The following is a 13,672-nucleotide window of genomic DNA, read 5'->3' as shown; positions in this document are numbered from 1 at the left end:
TTGCTATAATAAATCTAAAAATATATCTGAAATGATTGTAAATCCATTATCAAGTATAAAAAAGGAAGCAGAAGACTATGATTTTCATCCACCTTGCCGCAATATCGGGAATTTTTATCATGGGAGCGTGCTTTGCCGCCTCCGGGAAACAACGTCCGGCTCCCTCCGCCGGATGCTTTGCCGCCCTGTTCGGGGCCGCTCTTTTCATCAGGCTCGTCTCTGCCGCCCTGTCGGGAGGCTTCGGCACCGACACGGCCTGTTTCGCGGCCTGGGCCGAGAGAATCTGTGTGACAGGGCCCGGAGGTTTCTACTCTCCGGATACGTTCTCCGACTATCCGCCGGGATATCTCTATGTGCTGTGGCTCCTGGGAGGCATCGGCAGACTTATTTCTATCGGGCGCTATTCCGCTGCCCATCTGATTCTGCTGAAGCTCCCCTCCATTCTCTGCGACATGGCATGCGGCATGCTGCTTGTACGGGAAACCGAAAAAAAGCTGTCTGTACGCCATGCATTCTTTCTGTGCGCCGCTTATCTCTTTAATCCGGCTGTCTTTCTGAACTCCTCTGTGTGGGGACAGGTGGACTCCCTGACAGCGCTGGCGGCAGTAATCATGTGCATTTCCCTGATGCGCGGAAAGATGTATCCTGCGTACACCGCTTTTGGCATAGGATTTCTGATCAAGCCCCAGATGCTGCTGCTGGGCCCTGTGCTCCTGGCCGGCACAATCGACTATATCCTACCCGGGAAGAAAGCACCGGGACAGCATGCGGCTCCTTTTCTGCCCAAACTCCTGCACTGCCTGTTCCAATGCCTTTCCGTGGCCGCGGGCGTCATTATCCTCTGCCTCCCTTTCGGGCTCTCCAATGTGATATCACAGCTTCTTGACACCTTAGGTTCCTACCCTTACGCCGCTGTGAACGCCTGCAATCTCTGGGGGCTCTTCGGCCTGAACTGGATCAGTCAGGAGAACACGTTCTTAGGGGTCCCCTACCGCGTCTTCGGCATGCTGGCCATCGCTGCCGCCGTCGCGCTGACCCTGTTCCTCAGCCTGAAAAACCGCCGTGAAAAAGCGAAATACCCTTTTCTGGCGGCTTTTATGGTGGTAAGCGTCTTCCTGTTCTCCGTACGCATGCATGAGCGCTATCTCTATCCTGCGCTGGTGCTGCTGTTGCTGGCCTATATCCATAAGCCTGTCCCTCTCACTTATGTCTGCTATACCTGCCTCAGCGCCCTGCATTTCTACAACACGGCAGATGTGCTGTTCTTCTATAATCCTGCCGCTTATGACAGGAAATCGGCCTCCATCCTGCTGGTGTCCGCGGGGATGCTGCTGTGCGGGGCTTTTCTTTATTTCATTACTTACAGGCATTACAGCTGCCCCATCCCTCTTCATGATATCCCCCCGTCGGGCTCCCGCAAATGTTCTTCCCTGAAAAAGGCGGACGTCCTCTGCATGCTGGCTGTCACCGCTGTATACAGCTGTTTTGCCCTGTACGATCTGGGTGAAAGGAAAGCCCCTGTCACCGCTTATGACATGGACCGGGACCAGTCCATAGCGCTGGATTTCGGGACTGCGGCCCCTGTCTCTCTTTCCTATTACATCGCACCCTGGCATGAACGGACTTTTATTCTGGAGGGGAAAAGCGAAAAGGACAGGGAATGGTCCTATCTGGGGGAATTGTCCCTGAATAAGGTCTTCACCTGGCAGAAGGCTGCCCTGGACACGCCGATGGCGCATATCCGCCTCACTCTTACGGACTCCCAGGCCTCGCTGCTGGAACTGGTCTTCCTGGATGCTGCCGGGAAGCCTCTCATGCCTGAGAATGCGGCGGACTATCCTGCCCTTTTCGATGAGACCGATCTATGCCCCGAAGCTCCCTCTTTCCGGAACGGCATGTACTTCGATGAAATCTACCACGGGCGGACAGCCTATGAATTCCTGCACGGGCTCACCTCCTATGAGAATACCCATCCTCCCATGGGGAAAATTTTCATATCCCTGGGAGTGGCCCTCTTCGGCATGAATCCCTTTGGCTGGCGCATCGTGGGCACGCTTTTCGGCATCGCCATGGTGCCTGTCCTGTACCTGTTCGCAAAGCGTATTTCCGGGCAGACTTATTCTTCGGCTCTGGCCTGCGTGCTGTTTTCTTTCGATTTCATGCACTTCGCCCAGACGCGGATCGCCACCATCGATGTCTACATAACGTTTTTTGTGCTGTTGATGTATTATTTCATGTATCAGTATATTACCTTAAGCTTCTACGATACGCCGCTGAAGAAGACCTGGCTCCCGCTGGGCGCATGCGGCATCAGCATGGGGCTCGGCATCGCCTCCAAATGGACAGGGATATACGCCGGGGCAGGGCTTGCGCTGTTGTTCTTCTCTTCCCTGTATCGAAGATACCGCGAATATCTTTACGCAAAAAAGTATCCTCTCGGGGAAACCTCCGGCATCTCCCATGCCCATATCATCCGCTCTTTCCCGGGAAATGTCCGCAAAACCGTGCTGTTCTGCCTGATTTTCTTCGTGGCAGCGCCTGCCGCCATCTATCTGCTGTCCTATCTCCCTTTCCGGGACTATGGGGACAGAGGGCTCATAGGCAGGATGCTGTACAACCAGCAGACCATGTTCTCCTACCACAGCGAACTGGACTCCACCCATCCCTACTCCTCGGCCTGGTATGAATGGCCTTTGATCAGGCGTCCCATATGGTACTATTCCCGCGTGGTCAGCACCACGGCCCAGGGAGGCTTACGGGAAGGCATCAGTTCTTTCGGCAACCCGGCCGTGTGGTGGGCGGGCATCCCGGCTTTTTTCCACATGATATGGCTGTGGACAGCCAAAAAGGACAGGACCGCCGCTTTCCTGACCGTGGGATACCTGGCCCAGTACCTGCCTTGGTTCTTCGTGACCCGGGTCACCTTTATCTACCATTATTTCCCCAGCGTGGCCTTTGTCGTCCTCATGGTCATGTACGGCATGCTGCAGTGGAAAAAGGAAGTCCCCAGACGCCTCTTCATCACTGCCGGAGTATTGTACGGTCTGGTCGCTTTTGCCCTGTTCCTGCTGTTCTACCCAGTGCTTTCGGGCCAGCCGGTGGAGGCTTCTTTCGTGGTCAGATATCTGCGCTGGTTCCCGGGCTGGGTGCTGACGGCGAAATGATTTTCCCTCACCCCGTGCCTGAGAGCACCAGATCCAGGATATGCGCCAGCGGGTCGCAGGCATTCATGACCTCCTCCAGCGTATTGTTCTGGGCCCCCAGCTCAATCAGCAAAGTCTTGGGGCGCAGATGCATGTTGTAGCGGTATCCCCTCAGAAAAATACGCCGGGTCAGATTGGGATAGTACTCCATGGCCGTCTTCTGCATCTGGAAAGAAAAGGCCAGATTGCTGTCCAGGTTCTCATTGTACAGATAGGAAATGTTGCCGGTGGTCTTTGTGCGGGACAGTCCATTGAAGAACATGAACCTGGCTGTGGGCCTGCCGTCCAGATCCATGACCAGTCTGGTCTCCTCCGGCATGGCGTCCCTATGTAAATCGATCACCACCTGAATGGACGGATATTCCTGCAGGAGCGCCTCCAGGTCCCCCAGTGCCACGGCATAGGAATCGTCCCGGGAAATCGTATCGTACTGGCCCAGATGATGGAGCACCTGATAGCCGTACTGCTCTGTCAGGATCGTGGTCAGCCGTTCTCCCACGCCCATGATCGTCTCCGACATATCCCCGGGTTCGGAGTCCGCAAAGGCCTCGTGTGCATGGGTGTGGTAAATAAGAATCTGAGGGCCTTCCGCGTCCTTGGATATGGTCATGTCCTCGCCCATCAATTTCTGCACATTCAACTGGTCACTGCCAGCCACCGTATTTTCATCCATGGTATAGAACTGCCTCATCAGCGTCTCATAGTCCTCTAAAGGCCCCAGATCCAGCTCCGTCTGTTTCTCATGGGGCAGAAAGGCTGTGGTCCGGACCTGCTGCATCGCCGCCTCGTTCTCCGCCCGCAAAAGGTCCGCAAGCTCCGTGTCCGCTGCCTGTCCGGCGGCTCCGTTTCCCGCGGCATCGCCCTCCACGCCAGATGCCGCATTTTGCTCCGCGGGAGCCTCCTTTGGCAAAGTTTCTTCTAAATGTAAATGCGTCGATTCCTCTTCCGCCTCCGCCAGCAGAATCGTCCTGATATCCCCTGCGCTCTCCTCCTGCTCCCCTGTCATATTTCCGGTAAGATATCCGTAAAAAGGAAACAGGCAGTCAATCTCTTCCTGCAGGAGCCAGTAGGTTCCTCTTCCGTTCTCCTCCACAAAGGCGACGCCCGACATGAACTGACTATACAGCAGCATACGGGCCTCATCGCTCATGCTTTTCAGCATGGCCTCACCAATCGTGTCCTGCCCGTTCGATACAGCAGCCACGCCGCAGCTCTTTGCCGCCGCCTGTATACCGAGAATCAAAAATGCCAGCAAAATGAGTTTTCCTGCCTTTTTTCCGCCAAAAGCTTTCCTGGAATGCTTTTCTTCCATCCTACGGCAATGCACTTCCTTTCCGGCCCCGGGCCACCCTCCTCCTATTTATATGCCCGTCTATGCCGCTCCATGCCCTGAATGTGGTCATTCTGTCATAAAAGTCTCCCCGACGGCGATGTTGATTCCCTCGGATACGGTGAAGCTGACCCGTTTAATGACAGCATCGATATCCTTGCCCGTCATGTACATATTGTTCAGCTCCGCGAACTGCAGCCGCTGCTTTTCCTTATATTTCACATTCTCCAGGTCCTTGTCCTCCTCCAGCATCTTTTCCAGAGCGTCCCCCACTATGGTGGCGGCGTCCACCACCGTAGGGATGCCGATGGCTATCACAGGCACCCCGAGGCTTTCCAAAGTCAGGGCATTCCTGTGGTTCCCCACCCCTGAGCCCGGCTGAATCCCCGTATTGGTTATCTGGATGGTACGGTTCAGGCGCTTCGTGCTCCGGGCCGCCAGGGCGTCTATTACAATCAGCACATCGGGCCTGGTCTCTTCCACCACGCCTTTCACGATTTCCGCCGTCTCCATGCCGGTCTTTGCCATGACGCCGGGCTCCAGCGCGCTGATCTGGTTCATTTTGCTGCAATTGTAGGCGGCTGTTCCGTACTCCCTGACGATATGCCTTGTGATGAAGAGATTGTCCACTACCTGGGGCCCCAGCGCGTCCGCCGTCACCTCCCTGTTGCCCAGCCCCACCACCAGGACGGACTGCTCGCTGTCCGCCCCCGGAAGAAGCTCCAGGATTTCCTCCGCCAAACGGCAGGAAATCTCCCTGTGATAGTCCTCGTCCGGCTCCACCATGGCAGGCGCCTCCATGGTCACATAGATGCCCATGGGTTTTCCCATGGCTTTGGCCGCATTTTTGGTATCAATCATTACTTTTGTCACCCGGATGTCCTCTTCCTCGTGATAGTACTCCTCCACTCTGACGCCCCGCAGCTCGCTGTCCGCCTCGCTGATGCTCTCCCTTGCCTCCAGCGCCAAATCCGTTCTCATCTGAAAATTTTCCATCACTGCACCCTCTCATTCTTTTATTTCTTATTTTAGACAATTTTTCTCAGATTATGTCTTGACAAATATTCTATTATTTACTAAACTATCTTTATGTGTTTACGATAGTCCTCCGTGTCTGGCTAAAGTGAAACGTTAATTTAATTCTGTATACAATTGGAGGTGTACGACTTGGCTAACATTAAATCTGCGAAGAAGAGAATTCTGGTGAACCGTGCAAAGGCTGACAGGAACAAGGCCGTCAGATCCGGCGTCAAGACCGCTATCAAGAAGGTTTATGCCGCTATCGCTGCCGGCGATAAGGCTGCTGCCACTGCAGAGCTGTCCGCTGCTACGAAAGTCATCGAGAAAGCCGGGAGCAAGGGCGTTTATCACAAGAACAACGTTGCCCACAAGGTTTCCCGCATTGCCAAAGCTGTCAATGAGATGGCGTGACTTTAGAACCTATCATCCATAAGCAATAGAATCGAAAAGCACCCGGCTCTCACCTCGGGTGCTTTTTGTGTTCCTGAAATTTCAAAAGCGGATTAACGCAGTCCCTGCTCATTAATGCGCCTTATCAGATAATGGCCCGTCTTCGCCATCAGACAGCCGGCCTCGGGCATCAGTTCGGGAGGAAGCCTGCGCAGAAATTCGTCCGCCTCCAACGTGAAATCTCCCTCATAGCCAATCTCAGCCAGAGCTCCGGTTATGGCCTCCCAGTCCAAATCTTCCATAAAAGGCATTGTGTGGCAGTCCCTCACATAATTCACGTCGTGGATGTGCAGAGCCTGGAGCCGCCCGGAGCCCATGGCACGAATCACATCCTGGGGCTCCCTGCCCACCAGCGCGCAATGGCCCACATCCAGGCAGCCTGCAATCCATGGACTGTCCAGCTCGTCCAGCAGCCTGCAGAACTCATCGGGCCTGGCGCAGACGCTGTCCACGATATAGCCGCGCTTTCTGTCCCACTGCCACATGTTCTCCGCGCAGATGCGGATTCCATACTCCTCGCAATAGGGAATCAGGCTGCGGTAGAATTCCAGGTTCTCCTCCCACAGCTTCTCTTCATTCCCGGCATACTCCAGCTCCTGCTTAGGGTGCACAACGATATTCCGCACTCCCATCAGGGCCGCCGCCTCCACGGAGCGCAGAATCCTTTCCCGGATCTCCCTGTCATAGACTTCCTCTCCCCTGGAAGAGGGGAATGGCGCATGGGCCTGGGAGAAGCCGATGTCCCACTGGGCGGCAACCTCTTTCAGGCGCAGCGCATGTTCTTTCCATACATCGGTGCACCAGATCCCCTTTCCCTGTTCCATGCCGAAAAATGACCAGTCCAAAGCCTCGAAGCCCGCTTTTTTCAGAATCGGGATGCAGGCCTCATCTCCGAAAGTCTCCGCCGTGATATGTGTCTGCGTGACTAGCCTCATATGATTTCCTCCTTGCAGATTTGTTTGTACATCTTGTTGACTAATCTGTTTTCTGTTCATCAAACCGGGCTCCGAAACTCCACCGTATCCCTCAGCAGCAGTCCGTTCCTCTTAACTATCTCCTCCGCCGCCCGCGCTATCTCAGGGCGGCCAAATGACTCCGGATCATGGGCATCCAATCCGAACACCACCTCACAGCCCTCTTCCCCGGCAATCTTCCAGAACCTCTCGTCCGGGTAATGCCTGTCCTCATGAATCCCCAGGAAATTAATCTCCAGCGGTATGGATAAGTTTTTGGCCCTCCGGCAGAGCATCCGCATCTCTTCCTCATAGACACCCTCATCCCCGATGAACCGCAGGAGATCCGGGTGGGCAAAGTAGGTGAAGCATCCCGTCTCCATGGCCTCTGTGGTCTGCGTGCGATAGGCCCGCAGCGTCTCGGGGTCATCCGTAGGCATCCCGCTCCAGCCGCCATACATCTCGCAGCCCAAATGATGCTGGGCCAGCAGGAAATATTCGATGGGATAGTCCGCCACCAGCTTCTGCAGCTTTGGGAAATAGTCCTTATAATACTCCACCTCCAGCCCCAGATGGATTTCGATGTCCTGCCGGTACTCCGCCTTCAGGGCCAGGACCGTGTCCACGTAGTCCTCCAGCTGATCCGTCCGCATGCGCATGCCTGAGCTATAGTCCTTGGGATATGGATAAGGCGTATGATCGGAAAAGCCGAGGATTTCCAATCCGGCCCTGATGGCATTCTCCACATATTCCTTTTCCGTCCCTGAAGCGTGCATGCATCTCCATGTATGCGTATGGTAGTTTGCTTTCATTCTTATTCTGCCTCTTTTCTTTTGAGATGCTCCCCTTTATATTCGATTCTGAAACCTTCCATTAATGTCTGTGGCTTCCGCCCCCGTGGCTGGCCCCGCCGCTGCTGGTGTGGTGGCCTCCGCCTCCGCTGCGGCCGCCCCCTCCTCCTCCGCCGGAACCGGTCTCTATCTTTCTGGTGACTACATTCTTGCGAAGCAGCGCGTCTTCTCTGTTTCGTATCTGCGGCCTGCCGTCTGCCACATAGGCATTCACGGCCACTGTGTTCTCCGCTTTCTTCTGATGGGAACCGCTTATTGCATAAAAAACCGCTGCGATAACCGGCAGGACAGCCACCAGCCCCCATGAAAAGGGAAGCGACAGGGAGTCGTCCATCAGCCTGCAGACCTCGTTTACATATGCCCTGTAAGCCCTGTAGGGATCCGTGTCATAATAGTCGTCCACCGCGTAAAGTACCTGATCGATATCCCGGAGGCTGAATCTCTGTTCCACCCTGCCGCTGGTGGAGAGATGCTCGCCATTCTGCCCTTCGTACCAGTTGTGCAGCAGCAGGACGCCGTCTCCCTCAAAGCCCTTATTATAGCCGAACTTGTTCTCGTCCCAGAAATCGTCTGCCAGATCGCGCATATTCTGCTCCCAGTCCGCAGACCTCAGGCCGTACCGCTTCATGGCCTCTTCTCCCTCCACGGACTGGCTGAATGTCACCAGCACGATATCGATATGGAGCTTTCCCTCCATCTTTGCTATGTATTCCCGCAGGTCTGCCTCCTCCGCATCCGTGAGCACGTCCGCGTAGTCATATACCCTCTCCCGAGGCGCCTCGTTGTTCGTCCTGGCCCCGTCTTTCCCCCGGTTCGCAATCGCCATCGCCACACAGGCAATTGCCAGAATCCCTATCGAAAGGAACCAAAAACGGAAATAGTGCAGATATTGCTTCCTTGCCTCTTTCTTAAAATCCTCTTCCATCTCTTTCCTCCGCTACGTATGGCATCCTTTTATTTACAGCAGGCCCAAAAATATCTCCAGAAGCGCCAGGACAATCGTCAGGCATGCCCACAGCGTACCTGTGTACGCCAGGAATTTTGCCCTGGAAAAAGGCGCTGTCCCCACGATTTTCCCGGTCTGCCCGTTGACATAAAAAGGATATTCCTCTTCCTTATACCGGTAGATGTACTTCCACACTGGCAGCAGGCCGTAGGCCACTTTGCTGTCCCGCACGGAGATATCCTCGCTCATGGTGCGCACGGTATTATATCCCGCATAGCTTTCCCTGAGAAGCTTCGCGGCATCCTCTTTCATCAAAGCCCTGGCCCGGTTCTCCACTTCAGCTGAGGACATGTTGTATTTCTCTCCGTAAAAGCCGGACATGAACTCCGGCTTGAAGTCCACCATCTGCCCATACTGGAACGGCGCTATGAGATCCATCACGTCGTCCGGCATCTGCTCCGAGGCGTCCACGGGAATCTTCTCAAAGCCGATGTCCATGCTGCGCCGGACGGCAAAGACACTGGTCTCCGTGTATTCCTTGTCCCCGGACCGCCATACCCTGACTTTTGTCCCCTCTCCCTGAAAATGGCAGACGGTTGCATAATCATAGAACCAATAGGGCACATAGATTCCCTGCATGCCGCTCAGGCGCGCCTCGGAGAGGAAATCCGTCGGGGCGAACCGGCATTTCCTGAACTTCTCCCGCAGGGATTTCTTGCAGTTCTCCTTTCCCATCTGGAAAGGAATCATCATCCGGGGCGCGTACCGGCCCTCCACCCTCTCATTGAAGATCAGGAAACTGTCGCAATAAGGGCACCGCGTAGCCGAAGTATGCTCCTGCACCTCCACCTCGCCGCCGCAGTTCGGGCAGAGGGTCAGCGCACCTGTCTGGCCCTCCGCCCTCTCGTCGCTGCCCTCACTCTCGCAGAAAGGGCAGTACATCCCATGTCTCTCCGGGCTGTATACTACATTGCCGCCGCAGTTTTTACATCTGAAATACATTATTTCTTCCTCTCTTTATCTTAACGTGCTCCCTATTTCCCACAGAAGTCACATAGAACCACTATCTTCAAAGGCGTGGTCTGGGCCGGAATGCTCCTGGTGGAATTGTCATAGGTCACCACCAGATTGCGGTTGGCGGGGCTTCCCTGAAAGTATTGGTTGTTGGTAGTCCGCACATCCACGCTCCTGTCCAGATTCAGCTGCAGGGTCTGGTCTTCATTCACAAATGAGGCATCATAATACCCCACATTCACCATCCGCCCATTCTTCTGCCGGGCCGCTGCCACAGCATTGTACTGAGGCGGGTAAATCAAAGGCATGGGCGCGTCCATGGAATACCAGAAAGTGCACAGCATCCCCACGGAAAGGGTCTCAAAATCCACTACATAAGTAGATGGAGTCACCACGAAATTCACAATATTCCCATCCATATCCTCCACCATGGCAAAGAGCATGCAGCCATCGGCCCGGCGGTTCCCCACCCGGGTGGGCACCAGTTCCACGATAGTCCCGGTCACGGAGCCGAAGCGGTTCCTTTTAAAGGGTGTCCTTTCACGAAAAGCAAAATCCATAACTTCCCTCTTCTCTAACAATAATCTGTCTTCTTAATGATATGCTCTCCTGCGCGGAAATTGCCTGTCTCATGGCGGATATGGGCCTCCCTGTGCGCCTTTTGTCAATTTTGCCGGCTTTCCTATACTCACCAGCGATTAAATCTGCCGCGGTGTCCCTGATACAATGATGCCGCCTCCCAGCACATATTCCCCATCATAAAAGCACATGGACTGTCCCGGAGTCGCCGCCCGTACCGGCTGCTCGAAGAGCGCCCTTATACGGCCATCCGGCAGCTTTTCTATCCTGCAGTACTCGCCTTTATGGTTATAGCGAATCTTCGCACGCACGCGCATGGGCTTTTCCAAATCCTCTATCGCCATATAGCTGACTCTGTCACAGATTACTTCTTTGGTAAAGATATCCTCATTCTGTCCGATGATTACCTCATTGGTGTCCGGACGAATCCGGGTCACATAGACCCTCTCTCCCATAGGCAGCTCCAGGCCCCTGCGCTGACCGATGGTATAATGGGTGATGCCCTTGTGGCGGCCCAGCACCCGGCCGTTTTCATCCACAAAGTTCCCCTCTCCCGGCACCCGGTCTCCGGCCTCCCTGTCGATGAAGCCTGCGTAGTCGTCATCCGGCACGAAGCAGATTTCCTGACTGTCCGCCTTGCGGGCCACAGGCAGGCCGATGCCTTCCGCTATGCGGCGCACCTCTTCCTTTTCATACTCACCCACAGGCATGAGGGTATGGGAGAGCTGCTCCTGTGTCAGGTTATAGAGGGCATAGGTCTGATCTTTCCTGTCATTTACGCAGCGGCGGATGGAAAACCGCCCGTTCGGAAGCCTGGCAATCCTGGCGTAATGTCCTGTGGCTATGTAATCCGCCCCGATTGCAAGGCTCCTGCGCAGAAGCGCCTCCCATTTCACATAGCGGTTGCAGGCGATGCAGGGATTCGGTGTACGTCCTTGCAGATATTCCTCTACGAAATAATCTATTACATGGCGTTTGAACTCCTGTCTGAAATTCATGACATAGTAGGGAATCTCCAGAGTCTGGGCCACTCTCCTGGCATCCTCCACGGCCGACAGGCCGCAGCACCCTCTGTTCTCCCGGGCAGCCTCCCCGCCGTCCTGCCATATCTGCATGGTGACGCCGATGACATCATATCCCTGTTCTTTCAAAAGATAGGCAGCCACAGAAGAGTCCACACCTCCCGACATGCCCACCACTACTTTTTTCCCGGAATGAATTTCTTCCATCCTGTCTCCTCCCAAACAGCCACCCTGATAAACTGATGCATACATTATAAAGTATCCGTTCAGAAAAAACAACAGCAACCTAAAATCATTTTCCACCAATATCAGGCATGTTGCCGCCTATTCCTGCCCCTTGCACAATCCACACAAAACCGCTATAATACATGACAATAGAATCCTCTCCTGGATTCTATTGTACTTGACAGCAGAATCCTCTCCCGGATTCTGTTGCAGTACCTAAATCAGGCAGGAGGATACCATGGATACAGGAACGGAAAACCGGACAAACTACAGACTGCTGCTGGTGGAGGACGACGCCGTCATCGCGGAAGAGATAAAGCGCCATTTGGAGAAATGGGGCTATGAGGTGACCTGCGCGGAGGACTTCGGCAATGTGCTGGGCGCATTTGCCGCCTGCTCCCCTCATCTGGTGCTGATGGACATCGGCCTCCCCTTTTACAACGGCTACTACTGGTGCGCCCAGATCCGCCAGATTTCCAAAGTCCCCATCATCTTCGTCTCCTCCGCCAGCGACAACATGAACATCGTCATGGCCGTGAACATGGGCGGAGACGATTTCGTGACGAAGCCATTCGAGCCGGAGGTGCTCTCGGCTAAGGTTCAGGCCATGCTCCGGCGCGCCTACGCTTTCCGGGAGCCCACGAGCATCATGGAATGCCGGGGGCTGATTCTGGATCTGGCAGACGCTTCCCTGCTGGTGAACGGCGAAAAGCTGGAGCTGACGAAGAACGAATTCCGAATCCTGCAGCTCCTGTTTGAAAATGCAGGCCAGACCGTATCCCGGGAAGCCATCATGAAGCGGCTCTGGGACAACGACTGTTTCGTAGACGACAACACCCTGACCGTGAACATGACAAGGCTGCGCAAAAAACTGGAGAGCGCCGGAGCAAATCTTCCTATCAATACGAAAAAGGGCCTTGGCTACCAGATTGGAGGATGACCATGAGACTGTGGCTGCGCTATCTGAGAGAAAAAAGACCGACTTTACTTCTATATGCCCTGACCATTTTTCTATTCCTTATGGTGGGCAGCCTGTACCATATTAAGAATCTGGAGAAGCTTCTGTACGCCGCCCTTTTGACCCTTACGCTCTGGGGCATCGCGATTGTCTGGGAGGGCTCCGGATACGTGCACAAAAGCAGGGAACTGGAAAAGGCATTCCGCCACTTCGCTCTCTCCGGCGAACTATTATTCAGCAAATCCTTGGCCAGGCAGCTTCAGGAGACGGACTTCTGTATCGAAGCCGCCGAGAGTTTCCAGATGGCACAGAGCATTTTTCTGTCCCTTGCATATGAAATGCAGAAAAAGGAACGGCAGCAATTGGCCGAAAAAGCCTCCGAGCGCGGCGATTATTACATGATGTGGACCCACCAGATCAAGACCCCCATCTCTGCCATGCGGCTCCTCCTGGACAAATCAGATCTGCCGGGCAGGGAGAGTTTTCTGCTGAAGGAGAAATTGTTGGAAATCGAACAGTACACGGAAATGGTACTGACCTTCCAGCGTCTGGAGAGCATTTCTTCCGATTTGGTGCTCCAGAGCCATGACCTGTACAGCCTATTGACCCGGGCAGTCAAAAAGCACTCCATTTCCTTTATCACCAAACACTTAAGCCTGGAACTGCCTGATATGGAGTGGAAGGTTCTGACCGACGAAAAATGGTTCTCTTTCTGCCTGGAACAGCTCCTCTCCAACAGCATCAAATACACCAACCAGGGCGGCATCTCCATCAGGGCATGGGGACAGGGCGAGAGGGTGCTGCTCTCCCTGGAGGATACCGGCATCGGCATCCGGGCGGAGGACCTGCCCCGCATCTTTGAAAAGGGCTTCACCGGCTACAACGGCAGGCTGGACCAGAAATCCACCGGCATCGGCCTCTACCTGTGCCGCCAGATTTTCAACCACCTGAACATCTTAGTAAAGACCCGGAGCGAGGAGGGAATCGGAACCGAAATCATCCTGGAGATTCCAAATGCCGCAAAGGCCCTGCGCCCCTGAAGCTTGCAAAAATGTAAGGTTATAAAGAGGAAATGTAAGGATGTTCGATGGCATTCCATTTCCTTTTTTTGTATCCTTATC

At 54.4% G+C, this 13,672-nt stretch carries 12 protein-coding genes; 4 read left to right on the top strand and 8 right to left on the bottom strand.

All coding sequences use genetic code 11. The features are described 5' to 3' along the window. Positions 1-77 precede the first annotated feature (77 nt). Positions 78-3,164 carry a phospholipid carrier-dependent glycosyltransferase gene (locus NFS35_RS10630; protein ID WP_251207103.1) on the top strand — a complete coding sequence of 1,029 codons (3,087 nt, stop codon included), beginning with the start codon at positions 78-80 and terminating at the stop codon, positions 3,162-3,164. 7 nt (positions 3,165-3,171) lie between these two features. On the opposite strand, the gene NFS35_RS10625 is transcribed toward NFS35_RS10630, so the two are convergent. After that, positions 3,172-4,515 (bottom strand): stage II sporulation protein P, encoded by a 1,344-nt coding sequence (locus tag NFS35_RS10625; RefSeq protein ID WP_251207102.1) that lies wholly within the window; start codon positions 4,513-4,515, stop codon positions 3,172-3,174. A gap of 87 nt (positions 4,516-4,602) precedes the next feature. Further along, complete coding sequence (gpr, locus tag NFS35_RS10620) at positions 4,603-5,532, bottom strand: GPR endopeptidase (RefSeq protein WP_251207101.1); 930 nt, start codon at positions 5,530-5,532, stop codon at positions 4,603-4,605. A gap of 168 nt (positions 5,533-5,700) precedes the next feature. Between gpr and rpsT the strand changes: the two genes are divergently transcribed. Further along, on the top strand, positions 5,701-5,964 hold the full coding sequence (rpsT, locus tag NFS35_RS10615) for a 30S ribosomal protein S20 (RefSeq protein WP_251207100.1): 264 nt from the start codon (positions 5,701-5,703) through the stop codon (positions 5,962-5,964). Positions 5,965-6,056: 92 nt separating this feature from the next. Here rpsT and NFS35_RS10610 read toward each other — a convergent pair whose 3' ends face one another. The 6 genes from NFS35_RS10610 to mnmA all read right to left on the bottom strand — a co-directional run bounded on the left by NFS35_RS10610 (position 6,057) and on the right by mnmA (position 11,575). Then, entirely contained in the window at positions 6,057-6,938 is an 882-nt protein-coding gene (locus NFS35_RS10610) for a sugar phosphate isomerase/epimerase family protein (protein WP_251207099.1), read from the bottom strand. Positions 6,939-6,997: 59 nt separating this feature from the next. Continuing rightward, entirely contained in the window at positions 6,998-7,768 is a 771-nt protein-coding gene (locus tag NFS35_RS10605) for a histidinol-phosphatase (RefSeq protein ID WP_251207098.1), read from the bottom strand. 61 nt (positions 7,769-7,829) lie between these two features. Further along, positions 7,830-8,732 (bottom strand): TPM domain-containing protein, encoded by a 903-nt coding sequence (locus tag NFS35_RS10600; protein WP_251207097.1) that lies wholly within the window; start codon positions 8,730-8,732, stop codon positions 7,830-7,832. Between the two features lie 33 nt (positions 8,733-8,765). Further along, positions 8,766-9,755, bottom strand: coding sequence for a hypothetical protein (locus tag NFS35_RS10595; RefSeq protein WP_251207096.1), 990 nt, complete (start codon positions 9,753-9,755; stop codon positions 8,766-8,768). A gap of 32 nt (positions 9,756-9,787) precedes the next feature. Further along, entirely contained in the window at positions 9,788-10,327 is a 540-nt protein-coding gene (locus NFS35_RS10590) for a hypothetical protein (RefSeq protein ID WP_251207095.1), read from the bottom strand. 138 nt (positions 10,328-10,465) lie between these two features. After that, positions 10,466-11,575 carry a tRNA 2-thiouridine(34) synthase MnmA gene (mnmA, locus tag NFS35_RS10585; protein WP_251207094.1) on the bottom strand — a complete coding sequence of 370 codons (1,110 nt, stop codon included), beginning with the start codon at positions 11,573-11,575 and terminating at the stop codon, positions 10,466-10,468. Positions 11,576-11,831: 256 nt separating this feature from the next. Between mnmA and NFS35_RS10580 the strand changes: the two genes are divergently transcribed. Then, positions 11,832-12,533, top strand: a complete 702-nt coding sequence (locus tag NFS35_RS10580; RefSeq protein WP_251207093.1) for a response regulator transcription factor — start codon at positions 11,832-11,834, stop codon at positions 12,531-12,533. Between the two features lie 2 nt (positions 12,534-12,535). Then, positions 12,536-13,591, top strand: a complete 1,056-nt coding sequence (locus NFS35_RS10575; protein WP_251207092.1) for a sensor histidine kinase — start codon at positions 12,536-12,538, stop codon at positions 13,589-13,591. Positions 13,592-13,672 lie beyond the last annotated feature (81 nt).

Origin of the sequence: Acetatifactor aquisgranensis (genome assembly GCF_943193215.1) — a bacterium.
GTDB classification, from domain to species: Bacteria; Bacillota; Clostridia; order Lachnospirales; family Lachnospiraceae; genus Acetatifactor; species Acetatifactor aquisgranensis.
This window is presented reverse-complemented; position numbering and strand designations above follow the sequence as displayed.